This is a genomic window from Streptomyces sp. CC228A (genome assembly GCF_021390935.1).
Taxonomy (GTDB): domain Bacteria; phylum Actinomycetota; class Actinomycetes; order Streptomycetales; family Streptomycetaceae; genus Streptomyces.
On record NZ_JAJPUI010000013.1, the window covers coordinates 22,959 to 45,022 of the forward strand.

Sequence of the window (22,064 nt, forward strand, 5' to 3'; positions counted from 1 at the left end):
CCGCTGCCCCGCGCGGGGACGCGCGTACGGGCTCGGGCCCCGGCGGCGGCACGGGCCGGCGACCGGCTCCGGGAAGGCTCCGGGGCCGGTCGCCGGCCTTCCTGCGGGCTCGGGCCCGGCCGGCTGCGGCGGCACGCCGTGGAGCCTTCTCCACACCGGCCGCACCCCGGGCAGGGGTGGGTGGCGCCTTCCTGCGGACAACGCGCATGCGAAAATGCCGAGTTGTTCATGCAGGGCGCACGGGCGGGGGACGGCAGTGGAGGAACTGGACGCGCAGGATCCGCGGCGGGTGGGTCAGTACCGGGTCCTCGGGCGGCTCGGCGAGGGCGGGATGGGCCGGGTGTACCTCGCGCGGAACGCGGGCGGCCGGTCGGTGGCCCTGAAGTTCATCCACACCGGGATGGCCGCCGTTCCGGGGTTCCGGGACCGGTTCCGCCGCGAGGTGGAGGTCGTCCGGCGCATCGGCGGCGCCGGCACGGTGCCGGTGGTGGACGCGGACGTCGACGACCGGCATCCCTGGTACGCGGCCCAGTACGTGCCGGGCCCCTCGCTCCAGGAGGCCGTGGACGCGTTCGGGCCGCTGCCGCCCGAAGCGCTCTGGCGGTTCGCGGCCGGTCTCGCCCGCACACTGGAGCACGTCCACCGCCACGGCCTCGTCCACCGGGACCTGAAGCCGTCCAACGTGCTGCTGTCCGCGGCCGGGCCCCGGCTCATCGACTTCGGCGTCGTGCACGCGGCCCTGGACACCGCGCTGACGGTCAGCGGCGCGCGGATCGGCACGCCCCTGTACATGTCGCCCGAACAGGCCTACGGGGAGGCCGTCACGTCCGCGAGCGACATCTACAGCTTCGGGCTGACCGTGGCGTTCGCGGCGAGCGGGCAGGTGCCGCACCGCGGCACCCTGGCGGCTCAACTCCCCGGCGCGGAACCGGCGCTGACCATGCTCGTCCAGCACTGCCTGGACCCCGACCCGGCCCGCCGGCCGGACGCGGCGCAGCTGGTGGTGCAGGCGTCGGTGCACGACACGGCGGGCGACGCGTGGCTTCCCGCGCCTGTGGCGTCCCTCATCGCGCGCCGCTCCGAGGAGCTGCTCAACCTGGAGGCGGGGCGGGAGGGCGGCCCCCGCACCGACCGGGCGGACCCCCGCCGCGCACCGAGACCGACCCGGACCCGCAGGGCTCCGGTGCGGCCGGTGCGGCCGGTGCGGCCGGTGCGGCCGGTGCGGCCGGTGCGGCCGGTGCGGCCGGTGCGGCCGGTGCGGCCGGTGCGGCCGGTGCGGCCAACGAGACCAGCGGGGCTGGCGGGGCCTTCCATGACGCTCCCACCCAGGGCCCGGGCAGGAGTGGCCCGGCCTCGCCCCCGCCGCCCCCGACGCCGCCTCCGCCCCGGCCGTCCGCGCCGCCCCGGACACCGCACGACTCCAGGCAGGGGCCCGCGGCGCCGGCCCCCCGGTCGTCGGACTGGATCCACACGGGGCTCCTCGGGCGTCCCGCCATCGGAGCGGCGTGGCTCGCGCCGCCCACGTTCGCTTCCCTGCTGATCGCGCTGGCCCTTCCCGGCTTCTTCACCTGGCTCCGGGTCCTGGTCGCGGTGGGACTGGCGGGGGTGATGGCCTGGCTGTCGACACCGCACAGCCGCCGGGACGCGGCGCGCTGGTTCCACACCGCCCAGGTCTACTGGACGGTGGTCGCGCTCCTCTGCGTGCAGTGCTGGTTCGCGGCCGGGCAGTACCGCACCGACATCTCCTACGCGCGCCTCCGGCAGGGGCCGTCCGTGTTCCAGGAGGTGGCGGGCGCCGCGCTCGGCTTCCTGGAACTGTTCCTGCTGCTGGGCTCGTTCGGCGCGATCTACCTCCTGCCGGCCGCGGCCGGGCGGTGGATGCGGGCGCGGCGGGAGGGCCTCTGACCGGAGGCCGCCGTCCGTTCCCGGGAGGGCAGGGCCCGCCACCGGGCAGGTGCGTCGCCGGGAGGGCCACCCCGCGCAGACGTGCCACCACCCCCCGCAGGTCCGCCCCGCGCGGACGTGCCGGCGCGGGGCGGACCTGCGGGGAGGCGTCAGAGGTCTGAGCCGGGGGGCGGGGCGCGGTGGCATCCCGCAGGGCCGGGCAGGGCGCAGTCAGGGGGCCGTGTGGCGGCCCTGTCGGCGCTGCTGCGGCTCAGGGCGCTGGGTGGCGGGACCCAGGGGGCTGTTCTGTCGTCTCGGGGGGTTCGGGAGTGCCGGCGATGAGTCTGCGCTCCAGCTCCGTGCGGAGTGCCGGGGGCAAGTTGCCGGTGCGCGCCCATTCCAGGACCAGTTCGGCGACGATGCGGAGCTTGGTGTTGGTCCGCATCGACGCCTCGCGCAGGGCGTCCCACGCCTCCGCGGAGGAGCATCTGCCCACCGCCATTAGGACCCCCATGGCCTGGTCGATCACGGCATGCGACTCGACGGCCTGCTCCAGCTGCGCGATCTCGGACCTGAGGCTCTCCACCAGGAACTCACCGTCTGCCGGTCCGGCGTCGCGGTGTGCGCTCTCCTGCCCTGTCACGCTCGCCTCCGTACTCGTCATGGGATGGTCATCAGCAGAAAACACTTTTCGCCTCGTGCCCGCCATACGCACCCCCATACGTCGTCTTCACCACACTGGCGCGGAACGCGCACACGCGCACCCCGTCCGCGCCGACCCGGTGGCACCGGCAGGAACCCGCACGTCGGAGCGGCCAAAGTGAACGGGTCGGCGCGGATCACCCGCCGCGGGTGATCCGCGCCGACCGGTGGGGCGGTGAGCTGGATCCCACGGCGCGCGGCCGGCCCGGTAGCGGGCACCGGCAGCGCGGCGGGAAGGGCACGAAGGTGCGGAAGGGGAGGTGCGATGCCCGAGTCGGCCCCGGGCAGGGCCCCGGGAGGACCGTTCCGGCGTGCCGGGCGGTTCCGCGGCGGCCGGAGGTCCGCTCTGGGCGCGCTCCTGCGCACGGGCCTCGTCGGAACGTGCGTCGTCACCGCGTACTACCTCCTGCCCATGGCCGGTCCCACCACGGTCCGGACAGCGGCGCTGCTCGTGGGCGGGCTCCTCGCGGTGCTGCTGGTCTTCGCCTGGGAGGTGCGGACGATCATGCGCTCGCCCTACCCCCGGCTGCGGGCCGTCGAGGCGCTCGTCACCACGCTGGCGCTGTTCCTGGTGGTCTTCGCGAGCGCCTACCACCTTCTGGAGTACTCCTCCCCCGGGTCGTTCAGCGAACCGCTGACGCGGACGGACGCCCTGTACTTCGCTCTCACCACGCTCGCCACGGTGGGGTACGGGGACATCGTGGCGCGCTCGCAGGCGGGGCGGGCGGTGGCGATGCTGCAGATGACCGGGGGGCTGCTGTTCGCGGGTGTCGCGGTCCGCATCCTGACCGAGGCGATACGGAAGGGGCTGCGGCAGCAGCCGGACCGCCGGGCCGCCGGGGCCGGCCGACACGGCGGCTCCGAGCCGGAGGACCGCCCCTGACACTCAGGCCGCCGGGACCGCCGCCTCGACGCGCGGGCCGCCCTGAGGCGGGGGCCGCCGGGACCGCCCCCGCCCCCGACGCAGGGGGCCGCCGTGACCGGGGAAGGCGGGTGCCCCCGCCGGGAGCGCGCTCGCCCTGCGCAGTCGGGCTCTCCCCGCAGGAGAGGACTGAGGCCCCGCCCGGTCGCGCTTCCCCACAGGAGACGGCTCAGGCCCCGCCCGGTCGCGCTTCCCCACAGGAGACGGCTCAGGCCCCGCCCGGTCGCGCTTCCCCACAGGAGACGGCTCAGGCCCCGCCCCGTCGCGCTTCCCCACAGGAGACGGCTCAGGCCGCTCAGGGGGCGGTCCCGCCAGGTGGTCGGCGGGGCGGTGGCGGGCGCGGACGGCCGGCGCGGCGACGTCGTCCTCGGCGCGGTCCGCGTCGAGGCGGTCCGGCACCTCCCCCAGCAGCTCCTGGACCGTTCCCCACCGTCGCGTCCTCGCGACCTCGGGGAACGCTCCGCCCGTCATCGGGCGAGCCGCGCCCGGGGGCTCGTCGACCCGTCCCGGCCGCGCCGCCCGGGGCGCGGCCGGCCGCCCTGGCCGCTCGCGGGCCGATGTGCCCAGAATGGTTCAGGAGCAACAGCTTTCCGGCCGCGTTCCAGGACGGTGTCCGCCATGAGCAGTCCGGTGATCGTGGGGGTGGACGATTCGCGGTGCGGTCTGGACGCGGTGGACCTGGCGGCGTACGAGGCGTCCCTGCGGTCCGCCCCGCTGCGGATCGTGCACGCCTTCGGCCGCTCCCCCGCCCACCCGTACTCCGGTGCGGCTCCGTGGCACACGGCCCACCAGGGGCTGGCGCCCATGGTGCACGGCGTGCCGGCCCGCGCCGAGGAGCGGGCGCACGCGGTGGCGCCCGGTATCGAGGTCAGCAGGTCGGTGGTGGCCGGTGACGCCCGGGAGGTCCTGCGGATCGAGTCGCGCAGCGCGGCGCTCGCGGTGGTGGGCGGCGGGGGCCGCTCCGGGCCGGCCGGGCTGCTGTCGGAGTCCACGGCGGTGTACCTGGCGGCCCACGGGCACTGCCCGCTGCTGGCGGTGCGCGGGCGACGGGAGCGTACGGGGCCTGTGCTGCTGGCCCTGGACGGCTCCCCGGCGGGGGCCGCGGCGGTGGAGTTCGCGTTCGCCGAAGCCGCGCTGCGCGGGGCGCCGCTGCTCGCCCTGCACGTGTGGAACACGTGGAGCGAGCGCGCCTACCGGCACCCGAGCGACCCGCTGTCCGCCGCGGTGTCGGACGTCGACCGGCTCCGCACGGCCGAGGAGGACCTGCTGTACGCGACGGTCGCCCCCTGGGAGCGGGCGTTCCCCGGCGTCGTCGTGGAGCGCCGCCTGCTGCGCTCCCGGATCCGGCCCGCCCTGACCGCAGCCAGCGGCGACGCGCAACTGGTGGTGGCCGGTGCGCGGGGGCGCGGCGGTGTGAGGGGGAGGCTGCTCGGCTCGGTCAGCCAGGGCCTCCTGCGCCATGCCCGGTGCCCCGTGGCCGTCGTGCGGGGCGGGGACGGGACGCCGGTGCACCCGGCGCCGTCCTGAGCCCACCGGTGCGGCACCGCGGCGGGCGCGGGCACGGGGGTGCGGCCCGCCGGGCGCCGCGCCGGGCCCCGGGTCAGGGGCGGGCGGGGCCGCGGACCAGGGCGGCGCACTGGTCCGCGATCAGGTCGAGCAGTTCCTCTGCGCGCTCGGGGTCGCCCAGCACCAGGTGGTTGAGCGTGAGTCCGTCCGTGACGACGGCCAGGTAGCGCGCCAGCGTCGCCACCGGCACGAGGAGTTCCAGCCCGGCGGAGTCGCGGAGCCTTTCCACGAGCTGCACGTGGGCGGCGGCGTAGCGCTCGTACTGGCGGCGGGCGAGGTGCTCGAAGCCGGGGCGGCGCAGCGCGTACTGGGTGAGCTCGTAGGTGAGCATGTGCTCGCCGGGGTGGGCGGCGACGTGGTCCCAGTAGGCCCGCAGTCCGGCGCGGATCGTGGCGCGCACGGTGCCCTCCATCCGCACCGAGGGGTCCACCCCGGCGACGGAGTGCTCCGTGATCGTCTCGATGACGGATTCGAACAGCTCCTGCTTCGACGCGAAGCAGTAGTGGAAGACGCTCAGCGACACGCCGGCCTCGGCGGCGATCGAGCGGGTGGTGGCACGGGCGACGCCGTCCCGGGTCATCACCCGGATCGCGGCCTCCACCAGCTGCCGGCGCCGCTCGGCCGACGGCATCCGCCCCATACGTCCCGCGCCTCCTCTCGCCGTCCGGCGCCCCGCAGCCCGGCGGGTCCGCGCCGGCCTCGACCGTGCCCGTTTCCAGGGCAACGGGGGCCCCGGCGGTGCGGAGCGGGTACGGAGCGGCCTCCCTTCCCGTGCCGCTCCGTACCGCCCGGCGGGCCGCGGGCGCCCTGTCCTCATCGGCTCCGGTAGACGCCCATCTCGTGGACCGAATAACCCCAGTCGGTGGCGCGGCGCAGGCCGTGCAGCCGGACGAAGCGGGCCGCGGTGGCGTCGAACCGGGCCGTGTCGAGTCCTCCGTCGCCCTCGGTGGTCGACCACACGGTGCGCCAGTCGGACCCGTCGGTGGACACCTCGACGCGGTACTCCCTGGCGTGGGCCCGCTCCCAGTCGACGACGACCCGGTCGACGCTGCGGACGGCGCCCAGGTCGACCCGGAGCCACTGGTCGTCGCTCCACTCGCTGGCCCAGCGGGTCGCCCTGTCCCCGTCGAAGGCCCGGCCGGCCCGGTGGTCCGCGAAGGGGTTCCACCACTGCGTGGAACTGGCCGTGGCCGGTGCGCCCGCGGCCAGGTTCGTGCCAGCGTGATGCCGTTCTGTGGCCCGCCAGGTGCCGAGGTAGGACTCGGCGCCGCGCAGCAGGTCGTCCACCACGTCCTGCGCGCCGCCGCCGCTGAGGCGGATCTGCTCGATCCAGTCGGGCAGGAGGCCGTTGTGGGCGAGGCCGTCGGTGTTGAGGTCCCAGATGCGCTCGCCGGTGACCTGGCGCTCCAGGACGGAGCCGCCGTCGGCGCTGGTGAACGGGTAGCGCACCGCGTTCGCGGCGTCCTCGCCCACGGGACCGGGCCAGCCGCCGACGCCGTTCATGTCGCTGCCGTAGCCGTAGCCGGCCCCGTAGGTGTCGCGCAGCGCGGCGGTGCGCCGCGCCTCCTGCACGAACCCTTCGGCGGCGTTGGCGTACTGGGCGACGAAGCCGCCGAGCCGGTAGAGGCGCTCGGTCCAGTCGAGGTCCATCCAGCTGTGGCTGGAGATGACTCCGGGGTACGACTCCGACTCCAGGATCTCGAAGGCCCGTCCGGCGGCCTTCACGCTCATGTGGTCGATCTCCAGCATCATGTTGCGCTGCATCATGCCGCGCAGGGCGTACTCGCCGAGGCGGGTGAGGCCGCGGGTGTTGCAGCGGGCGTCGTTGTCGTAGGACGGCATCGCCACCCCGTCGGGCAGCAGGGACGCGGCCTCGGCCGAAGCGGTCAGGCCGATGGGGTTGTCGGTCTGCGGCCCGGTGCACCGCTCCGTCGTCCAGAACGTGCCGGTGGAGAGGAACTGCCCGGCGTTGACGGCGGCGCCGATGGTGCCCGAGTCGAAGCGGACGCCGCACAGCGCGTTGTCGAACTTGTGGCAGAGGAACATGCTGCGCACGCCGAGCGCGTACAGCTCGTCGAGGCCGCGGTCGATGTCCTCCTCGTCGCACTGGGCGATGTCGAGGACCTGCTTGCAGCCGAAGGGTTCGGACGTCTCCACGCCGAGCACCACGGCGAGCCTGCCCTGCCGGACGACGTCGCGGGCCTGCTCCGCGTCGGTGACGACGCGGAACCAGCCTTTGCCCGGGCCGCCGTGCATGCGGTCGATGTGGTCCTGGAGCTCGTAGGTCTTCCGCGCCTGGAGGCGGATGGAGGCCATCTCGTCGCAGCCGCGGTCCTTGTACGGGTAGAGCGAGCACAGCAGGCCGTTGGTGACGAGGTCGTTGACGAGGATGCGCTGGCCGCCGCGCCAGGCACGCTCGACCCACGCGTAGTAGTTCTGCTGGTGGCTCAGCGAGTCGTGGGCCGGCCAGTCCCGGAAGGTGGGCCAGCCGACGGGGTCGTGGTGGCCGTCGGCCCCGCCGGTGACGTTCTCGAAGAGTGCGCGCGCCCCGTCGGGATAGTGCTCGGGGCAGTCCTTGAGGGCGTCGGCGACGCCCTTCTCGGAGAAGACGGAGCCGCAGATGAGGCGGCCTCCGAAGCCCTGGTCGGACATCAGGTGGTTGTGGGCGTCGACGAACCCGCGCACCTTCCCGTCCGCGTCGGTGCCGCCGAAGGGCTCGCCCGTCACGTTGACGCCCGAGTCGGGGCGGGGGCGGGCGGCCGGGTCCCACCAGTCCCCTCCGGTCGCGGCGGAGGAGCCGGGTCCCGCACCGAGGAGGGTGGCGGCCACGGCGAGGACCAGGACGAGGACACGGGTCCGTACGGGTCTTCGCGGTGCGTTTCCGGTCATGGTCACACCTCCGGGGCGTGGGGGAACGTGCCGGCCCGCAGCCCGGCCCGCCGCCGAAGGGCTCCAGGGCAGCGGCGGTGCAGGGCAACTCACTTGCGGGCGGGGCGAGTTCACCGCAGGATCGCGACCGGTGCCGGCAGAGTCAAGGGTCCGGGACGGGTGACCTGCTCCGGTGCTCGTGCCGGAGCAAGAAGCGGGGTGGGCGGGCAGCCGGGTCGTGCGGGCGTGCCGTTCCGGCCGGACGAGGGGCCGCGCCGTCGTATCGCTTGTGCAGCGCCTCGCGCGCACGACGAGGGTTGGGAGCCGATTGCCGGTGTGCCGCCCGAGCGCCCCACGGGCCGGCCTTGACGACAGCACGTGCCGCCGCGACCGCCCTGGCCGCACCACGCCACTTGCCACCGCAGCGGCGGGGCACACGCCGTCGCAGCCCGTGCACGCGGCGGCGCGGACGTCGGCGCGGGAGAGGCGCCCCGTACGGACCGGCCTGCGGGCCCCGCCCGACCCGCCCGCACGGCAAGAAGTTTCGCAAGGAGACAGCAAGATCTTGCCGAGCCGGGGCGGCGCCTGCTTGACTCGGCCGCTGCCGGCGGTGGCCGGCAGCCCGCCCGCGCCCGAGAGGAACAGCCATGAGCAGCGAGTACGACGTCCTCGCCCTGGGAGGCTCGGGCGTCGACACCATCGTGTACGTGCCGGAACTGCCCCTCCCGTACGCGGACAGCTATCTGGTCCGCCCCGGCATCGAGACCCGCGCGGGCCAGACGGGGGACTTCGTGGCGCTGGGGCTCAGCTCCCTCGGGCTGCGCACGCACCACATCGACATGGTCGGGGACGACCACGCCGGGGACCTCGTGCGCGCCTTCCACCGCGACCGCGGCATCGACTTCACCGAGGTGCCGCAGCCCGCCGGCACCAAACGGGCCGTCAACCTCGTCGGCCCCGACGGCCGCCGCCTCTCCCTCTACGACGACACCCGCTCCCGGGAGTCGGACCGCCTCCCCGAGGACCGGGTCCGCGCGCTCGCCGCGGTCAGCCGCCACGCGCACGTCTCGATCACCCCTCCGTGCGCGTTCGCCCTGCCGCTGCTCCACGAGGCGGGCCTGACCGTCTCCACGGACCTGCACGACTGGGACGGCGAGAACCCGTACCACGAGCCCTTCGCCTTCGGCGCCGACCTCGTCTTCGTCTCCGCCACCGCCCTTGCGGACCCCGAGCGGACCATGCGGCGCGTCCTGGAGCGCGGTCGCGCCGAGACGGTCGTCGCCACGGCCGGGGCCGAAGGCTCGTACCTCCTGACCTCCGGCGGTCCGCTCGTCCACGTCCCGGCCGTCGCGCCGCCCGGTGCCGCCGTGGACTCCAACGGGGCGGGCGACGCCTACGCCGCCGGTTTCCTCTTCGGCCGCCTGTCCGGCGAGGATCCCGCACGGTGCGCCCTGTACGGTGCCGTGGCCGGCGCCTACGCCTGCACGGTGCCCGCGACCGGCGGCGACGCCATCGACCGTACGGCCCTGCTCGGACAGGTCGCCGCCCTCGCCGGCGCCGCCGAAGCCGTGGAAGCGGGCGCATGACCGGCTCCCCCGGGCGGGGGTCCGCCGCACGGAGCCGCCCGCGCACCGCCGCCCCGAGGCGGTGGGCGGTGCGACGGCCCGCGGGTTCCCGCCGACGCGGGGCTCCGGAGCGCCGGACCCCTCGGAGGGCGGCGGCCCGCCGCCCGGCGCGGCCTTCGGCGGACGGAACGGCCTTCGGCGGACGGAACCGGCACACCGGCCCCGCCGCCTCCACCACCACAGACACACAGCACGCCGCACACACCACACACCACGCACCACGCACCACGCACCACGCACCACGCACCGAAGGAGCAACGCTCATGACCCCGACCGCCCGCCCGGCCGGCGGACGCCTCATGTACGGCTGCATGGGGCTGGGAGGCGCCTGGGACACCCTCCCCTACGGTGCGCAGGACATCGCCCGCGCGGAGGCGGCCGTCGAAGCGGCGCTCGGCATCGGCGTGACGGTCTTCGACCACGCGGACATCTACCGGCACGGCAAGTCGGAGTCCGTGTTCGGCGAGGTGCTGTCGCGGTCGCCCGGCCTGCGCGAGCGGATCACGCTCCAGACCAAGTGCGGTATCCGGCTGCCCGAAGGCGGCGGGCCGGGGCTGTACGACCTGCGGGGTGCGAGCGTGCTGCGTCGGGTCGAGGAGAGCCTGACCCGGTTGCGCACGGACCGCGTGGACGTGCTGCTGCTGCACCGGCCCGACCCGCTGGCCGATCCGGCGGAGCTCGCCGGGGCGCTGTCGTCCCTGCACCGGCAGGGCCTGGTCCGCCGCTTCGGCGTGTCCAACATGCACGCTGCCCAGATGGCGCGCCTCCAGTCCTTCCTGGACGTCCCGCTGACCGTGAACCAGCTGGAGATGAGCCTGCACCGGCGGGACTGGGTCGAGGAGGGGGTGCTCGTCAACACCGCGGCGGGGGCCGGTGTGGGCTTCCCCTCGGGGACCGTGGAGTACTGCGTCGAGCGGGGCGTGCAACTCCAGGCGTGGGGTGCGCTGGCCGGCGGGCGCTTCTCCGACCCGGAGAACGGCCCGGCCGCCGCCGTGGTGGCGCGGCTCGCGGAGGCCCGGGGCACCACCCCGGAGGCGATCGTGCTGTGGTGGCTCCAGCGCCACCCGGCCGGCATCGTGCCGGTGATCGGCACGTCCCGCCCCGAGCGGATCCGCGCCTGCCGCGACGCCGTGTCGCGTGAGCCCGAGCTCGGCCACGAGGACTGGTACGAGCTGTGGACGGCGGCCCGCGGCGCGCCGCTGCCCTGAGCGGCCCGCCGCCCCCGCGCCCCGGCGGATCCACTGCGCCGGGGCGGCCGGCGGGCGGGACCGGTCGTCGCTGTCCGCGCCGAAGGAGCGGGGACTGGTCCGTATGGTCATGTTTCGCCGGCATGAGTGCGGATAGTCGGTCCTGCGTGAAAGGCCCCTTGGGGGAGGTCCGAGGGGCGAAGGCGCCGAACCGCCGCAGCATGGCGGACCCGGCGCTCCGCCCCCGGGCCCGGCCCGCGCGCGGGGCCGGCGCAGCGAGAGACGAGGAGACACATGACCACGGGAAACGCTCCTGTCCTGAAGAAGATCAGCGAGACCGATCAGACGGTGGCCGCGGCGGACGAGGACGTGCGCGGCCGGAAGGTCGTCAACGGCGAGGGCGACGAGATGGGCAAGGTCGACGACCTGCTCGTCGACGAGCAGGAGGGCAAGGTCCGGTTCCTGCTCGTGGAGCACGGCGGCTTCCTCGGGCTGGGCGAGAAGAAGACGTTCGTTCCGGTCGACGCCGTCGTGGACGTGCGGGACGACGTCGTGGTCGTCAGCCAGTCGCGCCGGCAGATCGCCGACGCCCCTCCCTACGACCCGGAGCTGGTCGACGAGTCCCAGTACTCGGAGGACGTCTTCCGGCACTTCGGCATGGCCCCGTACTGGGGCGCCGGATACGTGTACCCCCCGTACCCGTACTACCGCTGACACCGGGCGGGGGCACTGCGGGCGCCGACCGGCGGACGGTGCGGCCCGGCGGTGCCCGGCGCGGCCCGTACGCACGGACGGCGGGCCGCGCCCCTGCGGCGGGCGGCCCGGCCGCCTCAGTACCCGATGTCGTGGCCGCCGACTTCGACGAGTCCGCTCTCGTACGCGAAGATCACGACCTGGGTGCGGTCGCGGAGCCCGAGTTTGGCGAGGATGCTCGACACATGTGACTTCACGGTGGCCGGGCCGATGTCGAACCGCTCGGCGATCTCGCCGTTGCTGGCTCCGCGGGCGACGGCGGCCACCATGTCGCGTTCCCGTCCGGTGAGCCGTTCCAGGCGGGCGGCGACGGCGGGATTGACGGTGCGCCCGTCGGCGAACCGGCCGATGAGGCGCCGGGTCACGGACGGCGCGAGCAGCGCCCCGCCCTCGGCCACGGTCCGCACCGCGTCGGCGAGTTGCTCCGGCGGCGTGTCCTTGAGGAGGAAGGCGCTGGCACCGGAGCGCAGCGCCCGGTAGACGTACTCGTCCGGGTCGAAGGTGGTCAGGATGAGGACCCGCACGTCCCAGTCCGCCTCCTCCAGGATCCGGGACGTCGCTTCCAGTCCGTCCATCTCCGGCATGCGGATGTCCATGAGGACCACGTCGGGCCGGTGCAGTCGCGCCGCCCGCACCGCCTCCGCCCCGGTGCCCGCCTCGGCGGCCACCTCGATGTCGCGGGAGACGCGCAGGATCATCGCGAAGCCCCGGCGGACCAGCGCCTGGTCGTCGGCGACGACGACGCGGATGGTCACTGCGCCTCACCCCCCAGCGGCAGCCGGGCCACCACGCGGAAACCGCCGCCGGGGAGCGGCCCGGCGTCCAGGCCGCCGCCGAGCAGCAGGGCGCGCTCGCGCATGCCGACGATCCCGTGGCCCGGCGCCGACCGGTCGGGGTCCGGTGCGGACCCGGTTGCGGCGGCGCCGCGGCCGTCGTCGCGGACCTCGACGGTGAGTCCCCCGCCGGACGGCTCGCGGCGGACGACGACCTCCGCACGCGCGCCCGGGCCGCTGTGCTTGAGGACGTTGGTGAGCGCCTCCTGCACGATGCGGTACACCGACAGTTCCACGCGGGCCGGGAGCGGTTGCTGCGGGCCGCATCGCACGGACACCTCCAGGCCCGCTTCCCGTACCTGCTCGACCAGCGGCCCCAGGTCGGCGAGGCCGGGCTGCGGGCCGAGGCCGTCGCGGTCGGCGCTCGGCCGCAGGACGCCGAGCAGGTGGCGCAGTTCGTCCAGGGCCTGCCGCCCGGCGTGCTCCACGGCCGCCATCGCTTCGAGCGCCTCGCGCGGGTCGTCGGCGGCCACCATCCGGGCCGCGCCCGCCTGCACCGTCATCATGCTCACCCGGTGGGCGACGACGTCGTGGAGTTCGCGGGCGATGTGGGTGCGTTCCTCGGCGACGACCCGGCGGGCCTCCGCGAGCTGCTGCCGGCGCCTCCGGTCGGCGCGCTCCGCACGCATCCGCAGGCGCCGTCCCACGTACCAGGCGCCGGCCATGACGGCGGCGCCGAAGGCGGTCTCCCCAGGGCGCCGGCTGCAGCAGGCCGTCGAGCACGAGCGCGCCGATCGCCGCGGCGGCGCCGCCGCCGTGCCGCCCGGCCGCGCCGGGTGTCCGGGGCGTACCGCCCCGCGCCGTACAGCGCCACGAGCACGCAACCGCCCGCCGTGGCGTAGCTGCTGCCCAGCGTGGGGAGCCAGGCCGCGACGACCAGCGCCAGCGTCAGGAGCGGTCTGCGGCGGCGCAGGAGCAGGGCGCCGCCGGACACGGCGAAGAGCAGCAGGACCGGCAGCGGAACGGCGGTGAGCGGGCGGAGGGCGAGCGCGTCGCCCTCCGCCTCCTCGACGAAGACGGTGAGCAGGAACATGACCGCGGCGAGGACGGCGTCCGCGCTCCTGGGCCAGCGGGTGAAGGGGCCGCGCGGCCGTCCGGGCCTGGCGCGGGCGGCGTCGGCGCGGGCGGGTCCGTGCGGTTCATCGTCGCTCCGTCAGGAAGTTCGGGCGCCCTGTGCCGGGGGCCCGGCGGCCGGGCAGGCCATCGTAGGCCCGGCTCGGCAGCACGGTCACCCGCCCTGCGGCGGAGCGCCCCCTCCCCGCCGGGAGGAGGCGCCGCGGCCGTCGCCCCGTCCGGCGCGGGGGCCGCGGGCCCGTCCCGCGCCGGGAGACGGCGGGGCCCTGCGCCACCACGATGGGACCCCTCACTCGTCCGCCCCGGCGCTTCGCGGCCACCCGGCGGATCCCTCGCCTCTCATGGGAGCCCACTCGTCATGAACCGATTCACGCGCCGCGTCGGCGGTGCGAGCGCTCGCCGCCCCTGGGCCACGATCGCCGCCTGGGCGGTGATCCTGCTCCTGGTGCTGCCGTCGGCCGGGGCGGTCGGCGGCCCGTTCGTCGACGACCTCGTCGCTCCCGGCAGCCAGAGCGAGGAGGCGGGACGGCTGCTGGAGGAGCGCTTCCCCGAAGCGTCGCGGGGAAGCGCCGTCGCCGTGTTCGCGGCTCCGGAAGGGCAGCGGCTCGAACGCTACCGGCCCGCGGTGGAGGCCGCGGTGGCCCGTGCCGTGGAGGTGGGCCATGTCGCGGCGGTGACCGGCCCGTTCACGGACGGCGGGCTGTCGGCCGACGGGCGCATCGGACTCGCCCGGATCACCTTCGACGTGCCGTCGATGGAGGTGGGCCCCGAGGAGATCGGCGCCCTGGCCGACGCGGTGCGGCCGGCCCCCTCCCAGGGATTCACCGCCGAACTGGGCGGTGACGCCGTGTTCGTCAACGCGGACTCGCAGACCTCGGGGGCGGAGGCGGCGGGGCTGGTGGCCGCCGCGGTGATCCTCGTCGTCGCGTTCGGCACGATCGTGGCCGCGCTGGTGCCGATCGTGCTGGCCCTGGTGGCCATCGCCGCGGGCCTGGGCGGCATCGCGCTGCTGGCGAACGCCATGGACGTGTCCACGGCGGCCCCCACGATCGGCGCGATGATCGGTCTGGGCATCGGCATCGACTACGCGCTGTTCATCGTGGCCCGGTACCGGGAGAACCGTGCCGCCGGCCAGGAGGGTTCCGCGGCGCTGGCGGACGCGATGGGTTCGTCGGGTGCGGCCGTCCTCTTCGCCGGGGGCACCGTCGTCGTCGCGATGGGTGCACTGGCGCTGACCGGACTGGGCTTCCTGACGTCGATCGGCCTCGGCACGGCGCTGATCGTGCTCGTCGCGGTGGCGGCCGCCCTGACCCTGCTGCCGGCCCTGCTCACGCTGCTGGGCGACCGCGTGCGGCCGCCCGTCGACCGGACCTTCCGCGGCCGACGCCTGCGCAGGCCGGTGGCCGGCCTCGTCCGGAAGGCCGCGGGCACGGCGTGGTCGCGTCCCCCTCGGGCGGGGGCGGGGGCGCACCGGGAGCCGACCCCGCCGGGACGCCGGACGGCACACCGGAAGTGGCGCCCGCGGGAGGGGCCGGGGTGCTCAGGGCGAGGCTCCCGCAGGGAAGGCCGCGGGCGCGCCGGGCGTCGGGCGCGCGGCGAAGGCGGACGGCACGGTGTGGTCGCGTTTCGCCCGCCGCGTGTCCGGTCGGCCGCTGCGCCATCTGCTCGCCGCGACCGCCGTGCTGCTCGCCCTGGCCGCGCCGGCGCTGGACATGGAGACCGGCTTCCCCGACGCGGGCAACGACTCCGCGCACACCACCCACCGGCGTGCCTACGACCTGGTCGCCGAGGGCTTCGGTCCCGGGGCCAACGCCCCGCTGCTGCTCGTCGCCGACCTCACCCGGCCGGGGGTGGGCGCGGAGGGGATCACGGCGCTGGCCGAGCGGGTCGCCGCCGATCCGGGCATAGCCTCCGTGGGCGAGCCGCGGACCTCCCGGTCGGGGGACACCGTCGTCCTGCCCACCCTGCCCACCACCGCGCCCGCCGACGCAGCGACGTCGCGGACCCTCGCGCGCGTCCGCGGGCTCGTGCCGGGGAACGTCTCGGTGTCGGGTCTGACCGCGATGACCGACGACCTCACGACGCAGCTCGTCAGCACCCTGCCGGTCTTCGTGGCCGCGACCCTCGGGGCTTCGTTCCTGCTGCTGCTGGTGGTGTTCCGCTCGGTCGCGCTGCCGCTCAAGGCCGTCGCCGTGAACCTGTTCTCCATCGCGGGGGCGTACGGAGTGGTGGTGGCGGTCTTCCAATGGGGCTGGTTCGGTGGGCTGTTCGGCTTGGAGGAGACGCTTCCGATCGCCTCTCCGCTGCCGACGGTGTTCTTCGCGGTGCTGTTCGGCCTGTCCATGGACTACGAGGTGTTCCTGCTGTCGCGGGTCCGCGAGGAGTACGACGCCACGGGTGACACCACCGAGGCCGTGGCGCGGGGGATGGCGGCCACGGGCCGTGTGATCACCTCTGCCGCGCTGATCATGACGGTGGTGTTCCTCGGCTTCGTGGGCAACCCTTCGCCGCTGGTGAAGATGATGGGCCTGGGGCTGGCGACCGCCATTGTGCTCGACGCGACGATCGTGCGCCTGGTGCTTGTGCCCGCGTCGATGGCGCTGCTGGGACGCGCGGCCTGGTGGCTGCCGCGCTCCCTCGACCGCCGGCTGCCCCGATGGGGGCTGGGGCACGACACCGCCGCGGGGCCGACCGCCGACCCGGCCCCCGTGAGGGGCGCGGGGGCGGCATGGAGCCGAGCCCCGGCACGGCGCACGCGGAGGCGCCACGAGGGGCATGACGAGGCAGGCTCCGCCTCGTCCCGGGGGGCCCGTCCGTCCGGGGCCGCGCACCCCGCGGTCCCGGCCTCCGTCCACCTGCGCCGACTCTCTGCCGACGGCCGGCCGTTACGCGCGGCTCAGGGGCCTCCCCCTCCCCGGCTCCCGCACCCGAATGCGGTCACCTCACGCACACCAACGATCACACTTGATCCGATCATCTGCTTTTTCGATCTTCTGCGGTCATCCCTAGAACAAGCCGACCATACGTCCGACGACAGTGCGTAAGGTCCACGTCACGGATTGGGGCCGTACGCCCCGGACGGAACCGGCACTGGAGGACATACCGATATGGCCAACGTGGAGATCTCGCTCAAGGAGACGCTGACCTCGATCGAGGGGGCCCTCGGCGTCGCCCTGGTCGACTACACGAGCGGGATGGCGCTCGGCACCCTCGGCGGCGGCAAGGACCTGGACCTGGCCGTCGCGGCCGCGGGCAACACCGACGTGATCCGGGCCAAGGCCCGCACCATGGAGCACCTCGGCCTGAAGGACGAGATCGAGGACATGCTTATCACGCTCGGGAGCCAGTACCACCTGATCAGGCTGCTGACGGGCCGAGGCGGCAACGGGCTGTTCCTCTACCTCGTCCTGGACAAGGCGAAGTCCAATCTGGCGATGGCCCGGCACCAGCTCAAGCGCATCGAGGCGGAGCTGGAGATCTAGACGCGCCGCCGTCCGGGCCCTCGCACACCCATGAATTGAAGATTTCTTCATGTAGCCACATACAGATCGACCCAATCCATGAGGTGTGCGGGGCCCGGACCAGGGAAAATCGTGGTGAACGACGTCGCCGCAGCGGTCGGCCGCAGGCCGCCGCTGAGGACGCAGCCCGTCAACCGCGGCAGGGAGCGAGCAATCCACCATGCAGGTGCCCCTCTACCAGGCCAAGGCCGAGTTCTTCCGCATGCTCGGACACCCGGTGCGCATCCGGGTCTTGGAGCTACTGCAGAATGGGCCCGTTCCCGTGCGCGACCTGCTGGACGACATCGAGATCGAACCCTCCAGCCTGTCGCAGCAGTTGGCCGTGCTGCGCCGCTCCGGCATCGTCGTGTCCATCCGCGAGGGCTCCACGGTCAGCTACGCCCTCGCCGGCGGCGACGTCGCCGAACTCCTGCGGGCCGCCCGCATGATCCTGACCGACCTCCTGGCCGGGCAGACCGAACTGCTCGCGGAGCTCCGGCAGGCAGAGGGGGTGTGAAGCGCGGCGCCGCGCAGGGCGGCCGAGGGCTGCAACACGGCGGTGCAAAGGGCGGACGGGCTGCGGCCGTCCGCCCTTCTGCACCGCGTGCCCGACCGGCGCCCCGCCGCGGCACCGTCGACCGTGCCTGGTTCTGCCGCGACCGGATAGTGGTACGCGGACGACCGCCCGGCGGACGAAAGACCCGGCGGACGACCGCCCCGGGCGTGAGTGGTCCGCCCTCCCCGCGGCCCGCCGGCCGCGACTCGCGCAGCTCCTGCGGCTCCTGCGGCTCCCGCGGTTCCCGCGGCGGGCGGCGGCACCGGTCCGTAGGCAGGCCGCGTAGGCGGCGCCGCTCCCCGCGGCGCGTCGGCCGCGGCTCGCGCAGCTCCTGCCGCCCCTGCCGCCCCCGCCGCTCCTGCGGCCCCTGCGGCTCCTGCGGCTCCTGCGGCTCCTGCGGCTCCTGCGGCAGCAGCCTCTGACCTGCACCGGCGCCAGGCGGCGCGTATACGGTCCCCCTTGCGGCCCAGGCGTGCCCCGCTCAGGCCACGCCCAGTCCCCCCGTGCCGACCCGCCGACTCCGCGCCGGGGCGGGGCCGTGCGGGTCCCCGCGGGTCCGCCGCCTGCGGTCCGCCCCCACCGGCGTCGGCCTCAGGGCGCGCTGTGCAGGTCGGCGGCGCGCCGCAGCACCTCCCCGCGGCGTCCAGGGCCGCTTCCCGGTCGTGCGGCACGAGCCCGATGCGGGTGCGCCGGTCCAGCAGGTCGCTCTCGTCGAGGGCCCCCTCGTGGCGTACCGCCCACAGCAGTTCGGCCCCGGTGACCGGGTGCCCCGGCACCACGGGCCGGGCCAGGTCCGGGTCGGCCAGGCCGAGCGCATGGACGGGCGGGGCCTCCGTGCCGTAGCGGCGCACGAGGCGGCGGGGCGCCTCCAGCGTGGCGAGCCGCGACGGGCGCGCCGCGCCGACCAGGGGCAGGGATGCGGTGCGGCAGGGCCCGGCGGGCAGACCGCGGGCGCGGACGGCGGCGTCCACCGCGTCCTGCGCCATGCGCCGGTACGTGGTGAGCTTGCCGCCGACCACAGTGACGACGCCCTCCGCGGACGTGAGCACCGCGTGCTTGCGGGAGATGTCCGCCGTCCGGGCCCCGTCCGCGTCCGCCGCGGTGTCGAGGAGGGGCCGCAGTCCGGCGAAGGCGCCGATGACGTCGTCGCGGCCGAGCGGGACGTCCAGGGCCGAGCACAGGACGTCCAGGAGGAAGCCGATGTCGGTCTCGGGGACCTCCGGTACGTCGGGGATGCCGCCGTCCACCGGCTCGTCGGTCAGGCCCACGTAGACCCGCCCGTCGCCCTGGGGCAGGACGAGGACGAACCGGTTGGCCTCGCCGGGGATCGGGATGTGCAGGCCGGCGGTGAGGGACCCCAGGTCCTCCGAGCGCAGGACGAGGTGGGTGCCGCGGGAGGGCCTGAGCCGGATGTCCCCGGCCAGGCCGCCCGCCCAGACGCCGGTGGCGTTGACGACGGTGCGGGCGCGCAGGCGCATCTCGGCGCCGGTGAGCTCGTCCCGTACGAGGGCCCCGTCGCCGTCGAGCAGGAGGGCCCGGGCGCGGGTGACGACGCGCGCCCCGTGGGCGGCGGCGGTGCGCGCCAGGGCGGTGACGAGGCGGGCGTCGTCGCTGAGTCGGCCGTCCCAGGACAGCAGGCCGCCGCGCAGCCCGGTGGGCCGCAGGGCGGGCGCCATGTGGCGGGTCTCCACGGACGACAGGGTGCGGGGGGCGGGCAGGGTGGTGCGGGAGGTGCGGGCGGCGGCGCGCAGCACGTCGCCGGCCCGGAAACCGGCGCGGGCGAGGGCTGCTTGCGAGCGGGTCACCAGGGGGGTGAGCGGGAGGACGAAGGGCTGGGCCGCCACGAGGTGGGGGGCGGTCCGCTCCATCAGGACGCCCCGCTCGACGGCGCTCTCGTAGGCGACGTCGAGCTCTCCGGTGGCGAGGTAGCGCAGCCCGCCGTGGACCAGTTTGGAGCTCCAGCGGGAGGTGCCGAACGCCAGGTCGTGCGCGTCGATCGCGGCGACGCTCAGACCGCGTGAGGCCGCGTCCAGGGCGGCGCCCGCCCCGGTGGCGCCGAGGCCGACGACGAGCACGTCCACCACGGTGCCGTCGGCGAGTTCCGCGAGGTCGCGGCGGCGGCGGGAGGCGTTCAGGGAGGAGGCGGCCCCGGCAGGCGGGGCGGAGGTGCTCGGGCGGCTCATGGGGTGAGGGTCCTTTCCAGGATGGTCCGCAGCTCGCCGAGGAAGGCGGCCTCGCCGAGTGCTGCCGCCGCGTCGGACCCGGGACCGGCGTCCGCGCCGGACCCGGTGGCGGCGTGCGGGCCGGACCCGGTGGCGGCGTGCGGGCCGGGCCGGGAGGCGGCGCCGGAGCCGTTCCCGGTCGGCGCGCCGGGGCCGTCCTCGGGTTCCTCGGTCATGGTGCGCAGCGAGAGCGTGAAGGACTGGACGACGAGCAGCAGCGCGCGGGCCTGGAGCTCGGGGTGGACGCGGCGGACGGAGCCGTCCGCGTGCCCCTCCTCCAGCGCGTCGCGGAGGAGGGCCAGCAGCGCGTCCTGGCTGGCGCCGCGGCGGTCCAGCACGTACGGCAGCAGCAGTTCGGGGTCCACGTCGAGGATCTTGTGGAAGAGCGGGTGGGCGCGGAACGCGGCCACGCCCGCGACCAGGCCGTCGACGATCCTGGGCCGCGCGGGTGCGCCGGGGCGCCGCTCGGGCATCGCGGAGAGCGCCACGCCGACCCACTCGCGGGTCATGAGGTCGCCGACGAGGGTGCGGACGTCCGGCCAGCGGCGGTAGAGCGTCATGCGGGAGACACCGGCGCGGCGGGCCACGTCGGTGAGGGTCGTGCGGCGCACGCCGACGGCCAGGACGCAGTCCCGGGCCGCGTCGAGGACCGGGTCCGCATCCGAATGGTTGTGACGAATGGGCGTCATCTGTCACAGTGTAATGCCTGCGGGGCCCCGGGCGCCGGGAACACCCGTGAAACCGACGGTGAGGACGAAGCCACGTGGACATGTTGTGGAGCGGCTGGGGCGACCCGGCCAAGGCGGCACCGCTGCCCGACACGGTGATCGGACTGCTGCGCGACCTGCTGGGGGTCACCCCGCGCGAGGACGGGCCCGCCGCGCTGGACGAGATCGCCGTCCCCGAGTCCACCCTCACCGCCGCGGCGCACCGCGCCCTCGCCGGGTGCCTCGGCGGCAGCGCGTACGTCCGCACGGACGCCGAGAGCCGCATCCGCCACACCCGCGGCAAGTCCACCCCCGACCTGCTGCGCATCCGCGCAGGGGACGTGGACGACATCCCCGCGGCCGTGCTGCTGCCCGCCGGCCACGACGAGGTCCTCGCGGTGCTGCGGGTCTGCACCGAACACCAGCTGGCCGTCGTGCCGTTCGGCGGCGGCACCTCCGTGGTCGGCGGCCTGGCGCCGGAGCGCTCCCGGTTCGTCGCCCTGGACCTGCGGCGCATGGACGCGCTGCTCGACGTGGACGAGGTCTCCCGCACCGCCACCCTCCAGCCCGGGCTCAGGGCGCCGCAGGCCGAGGCACTGCTCAACGCGCGGGGCTTCACGCTCGGCCACTTCCCGCAGTCCTACGAGTGGGCGACCATCGGCGGCTTCGCCGCCGCCCGCTCCAGCGGCCAGGCGTCCGCGGGCTACGGCCGCTTCGACGAGATGGTCCTCGGCCTCACCGTCGCCACCCCCGAAGGCACCTGGGAGACCGGCCGCGCGCCCCGCTCGGCGGCGGGCCCCGACCTGCGCCAGCTCGTCCTGGGCTCCGAGGGGGCGTTCGGCGTCATCACGTCCGTGACCGTCCGCGTGCGGCCGCTGCCGGCGACCAGGGTCTACGAGGGCTGGCGCTTCCCCTCCTTCGAAGCGGGCACCCGCGCCCTGCGCGCCCTGGCGCAGGACGGCCCCCGCCCGACGGTGCTGCGCCTCTCCGACGAGACGGAGACCTTCATCGGCCTCGCCCACCCCGACCGCATCGGCGGCACCGACGGGGCGGCCCCGGCCGGCTGCATGGCCGTCGTCGGGTACGAGGGGACGGAGGCGGACACGGCGCTGCGCCGGGCCGGGGCCCGCGAGGTGCTGCTCGCCGCCGGGGGCGAGTACGCCGGGGAGGAGCCGGGCGAGCGCTGGGCGCGCGGCCGCTACGACGCCCCCTACCTGAGGGACGCGCTGCTCGACGCGGGCGCCTTCGCGGAGACCCTGGAGACCGCCGCGTTCTGGTCGCGGCTGCCCGGGCTGTACGCGGCCGTGCGCGAGGCCCTGACCTCCGCGCTCACCGATGCGGGCACACCGCCCCTGGTCATGTGCCACATCTCCCACGTGTACGAGAACGGCGCCTCGCTGTACTTCACCGTGGTCTCGGCCCAGGGCGACGACCCGGTCGCCCACTGGGAGCCCGCCAAGCACGCGGCGAACGAGGCGATCACCGCCGCGGGCGGCACCATCAGCCACCACCACGGCGTGGGCACCGACCACCGCGACTGGTTCGCCAGGGAGGCGGGACCGCTCGGCGTGCGCGCCCTGCGGGCGGTCAAGGCCGGCCTCGACCCGGCGGGGATCCTCAACCCCGGCATCCTCATCCCCCTCCCCTGACCCGGCCGCCGGCCCC

17 protein-coding genes and 3 pseudogenes are annotated in these 22,064 nt (G+C 75.6%); 12 read left to right on the forward strand and 8 right to left on the reverse strand.

Annotated elements, in window-relative coordinates; all coding sequences use genetic code 11:
• The first annotated feature begins 289 nt into the window (after positions 1-289).
• Entirely contained in the window at positions 290-1,540 is a 1,251-nt protein-coding gene (locus tag L6E17_RS27990; RefSeq protein ID WP_236243446.1) for a serine/threonine-protein kinase, read from the forward strand.
• A 50-nt stretch (positions 1,541-1,590) separates the two neighbouring features.
• On the forward strand, positions 1,591-1,905 hold the full coding sequence (locus L6E17_RS27995) for a hypothetical protein (protein WP_236243447.1): 315 nt from the start codon (positions 1,591-1,593) through the stop codon (positions 1,903-1,905).
• 250 nt (positions 1,906-2,155) lie between these two features.
• On the opposite strand, the gene L6E17_RS28000 is transcribed toward L6E17_RS27995, so the two are convergent.
• Positions 2,156-2,548, reverse strand: a complete 393-nt coding sequence (locus L6E17_RS28000; RefSeq protein WP_236243448.1) for an ANTAR domain-containing protein — start codon at positions 2,546-2,548, stop codon at positions 2,156-2,158.
• A gap of 303 nt (positions 2,549-2,851) precedes the next feature.
• On the opposite strand from L6E17_RS28000, the gene L6E17_RS28005 reads away from it, so the two are divergent.
• Both L6E17_RS28005 and L6E17_RS28010 read left to right on the forward strand, forming a co-directional pair.
• The gene (locus L6E17_RS28005; protein ID WP_236243449.1) at positions 2,852-3,469 is read left to right on the forward strand and encodes a potassium channel family protein; all 618 of its coding nucleotides are present in this window, start codon (positions 2,852-2,854) and stop codon (positions 3,467-3,469) included.
• Between the two features lie 657 nt (positions 3,470-4,126).
• The gene (locus L6E17_RS28010) at positions 4,127-5,035 is read left to right on the forward strand and encodes a universal stress protein (protein ID WP_236243450.1); all 909 of its coding nucleotides are present in this window, start codon (positions 4,127-4,129) and stop codon (positions 5,033-5,035) included.
• A gap of 73 nt (positions 5,036-5,108) precedes the next feature.
• Here the strand turns inward: L6E17_RS28010 and L6E17_RS28015 are convergent, their stop codons facing one another.
• Both L6E17_RS28015 and L6E17_RS28020 read right to left on the reverse strand, forming a co-directional pair.
• Positions 5,109-5,714, reverse strand: coding sequence for a TetR/AcrR family transcriptional regulator (locus L6E17_RS28015; protein WP_236243451.1), 606 nt, complete (start codon positions 5,712-5,714; stop codon positions 5,109-5,111).
• A 173-nt stretch (positions 5,715-5,887) separates the two neighbouring features.
• Positions 5,888-7,963 carry a discoidin domain-containing protein gene (locus tag L6E17_RS28020; RefSeq protein WP_236243452.1) on the reverse strand — a complete coding sequence of 692 codons (2,076 nt, stop codon included), beginning with the start codon at positions 7,961-7,963 and terminating at the stop codon, positions 5,888-5,890.
• 626 nt (positions 7,964-8,589) lie between these two features.
• Here L6E17_RS28020 and L6E17_RS28025 point away from each other — a divergent pair.
• The 3 genes from L6E17_RS28025 (at position 8,590) to L6E17_RS28035 (ending at position 11,468) form a co-directional block, all read left to right on the forward strand.
• Positions 8,590-9,528, forward strand: coding sequence for an adenosine kinase (locus L6E17_RS28025; RefSeq protein ID WP_236243453.1), 939 nt, complete (start codon positions 8,590-8,592; stop codon positions 9,526-9,528).
• Positions 9,529-9,830: 302 nt separating this feature from the next.
• Positions 9,831-10,775 carry an aldo/keto reductase family oxidoreductase gene (locus L6E17_RS28030; RefSeq protein WP_236243454.1) on the forward strand — a complete coding sequence of 315 codons (945 nt, stop codon included), beginning with the start codon at positions 9,831-9,833 and terminating at the stop codon, positions 10,773-10,775.
• A gap of 273 nt (positions 10,776-11,048) precedes the next feature.
• Positions 11,049-11,468, forward strand: a complete 420-nt coding sequence (locus L6E17_RS28035) for a PRC-barrel domain-containing protein (protein WP_236243455.1) — start codon at positions 11,049-11,051, stop codon at positions 11,466-11,468.
• A gap of 116 nt (positions 11,469-11,584) precedes the next feature.
• Here L6E17_RS28035 and L6E17_RS28040 read toward each other — a convergent pair whose 3' ends face one another.
• Genes L6E17_RS28040 through L6E17_RS28050 form a run of 3 tightly spaced genes read right to left on the reverse strand, consistent with a single transcriptional unit; the run spans position 11,585 to position 13,373 of the window.
• Positions 11,585-12,262, reverse strand: a complete 678-nt coding sequence (locus L6E17_RS28040; protein ID WP_236243456.1) for a response regulator transcription factor — start codon at positions 12,260-12,262, stop codon at positions 11,585-11,587.
• A complete protein-coding gene (locus L6E17_RS28045) occupies positions 12,259-12,846 on the reverse strand; it encodes an ATP-binding protein (protein ID WP_308315945.1) in 588 nt (195 codons plus the stop codon). The genes L6E17_RS28040 and L6E17_RS28045 overlap by 4 nt, the downstream gene beginning before the upstream one ends.
• Positions 12,847-12,848: 2 nt before the next feature.
• Entirely contained in the window at positions 12,849-13,373 is a 525-nt protein-coding gene (locus L6E17_RS28050; RefSeq protein ID WP_236243457.1) for a hypothetical protein, read from the reverse strand.
• Positions 13,374-13,772: 399 nt separating this feature from the next.
• Here L6E17_RS28050 and L6E17_RS31710 point away from each other — a divergent pair.
• The 4 genes and pseudogenes from L6E17_RS31710 to L6E17_RS28070 form a co-directional block, all read left to right on the forward strand.
• A pseudogene (locus L6E17_RS31710) lies at positions 13,773-14,753 on the forward strand (MMPL family transporter); the annotation flags it as partial.
• A 274-nt stretch (positions 14,754-15,027) separates the two neighbouring features.
• The gene (locus tag L6E17_RS28060; protein ID WP_236243459.1) at positions 15,028-16,458 is read left to right on the forward strand and encodes an MMPL family transporter; all 1,431 of its coding nucleotides are present in this window, start codon (positions 15,028-15,030) and stop codon (positions 16,456-16,458) included.
• Between the two features lie 63 nt (positions 16,459-16,521).
• Complete coding sequence (locus tag L6E17_RS28065; RefSeq protein ID WP_236243460.1) at positions 16,522-16,896, forward strand: hypothetical protein; 375 nt, start codon at positions 16,522-16,524, stop codon at positions 16,894-16,896.
• Between the two features lie 199 nt (positions 16,897-17,095).
• A complete protein-coding gene (locus L6E17_RS28070; RefSeq protein ID WP_236243461.1) occupies positions 17,096-17,431 on the forward strand; it encodes a helix-turn-helix transcriptional regulator in 336 nt (111 codons plus the stop codon).
• A 674-nt stretch (positions 17,432-18,105) separates the two neighbouring features.
• Here the strand turns inward: L6E17_RS28070 and L6E17_RS28075 are convergent.
• Both L6E17_RS28075 and L6E17_RS28080 read right to left on the reverse strand, forming a co-directional pair.
• A pseudogene (locus L6E17_RS28075) lies at positions 18,106-19,653 on the reverse strand (glycerol-3-phosphate dehydrogenase/oxidase); the annotation flags it as partial.
• 188 nt (positions 19,654-19,841) lie between these two features.
• A pseudogene (locus L6E17_RS28080) lies at positions 19,842-20,381 on the reverse strand (TetR/AcrR family transcriptional regulator); the annotation flags it as partial.
• Between the two features lie 74 nt (positions 20,382-20,455).
• Here L6E17_RS28080 and L6E17_RS28085 point away from each other — a divergent pair.
• A complete protein-coding gene (locus L6E17_RS28085; protein WP_236243462.1) occupies positions 20,456-22,048 on the forward strand; it encodes an FAD-binding oxidoreductase in 1,593 nt (530 codons plus the stop codon).
• The last annotated feature ends 16 nt before the right edge of the window (positions 22,049-22,064 follow it).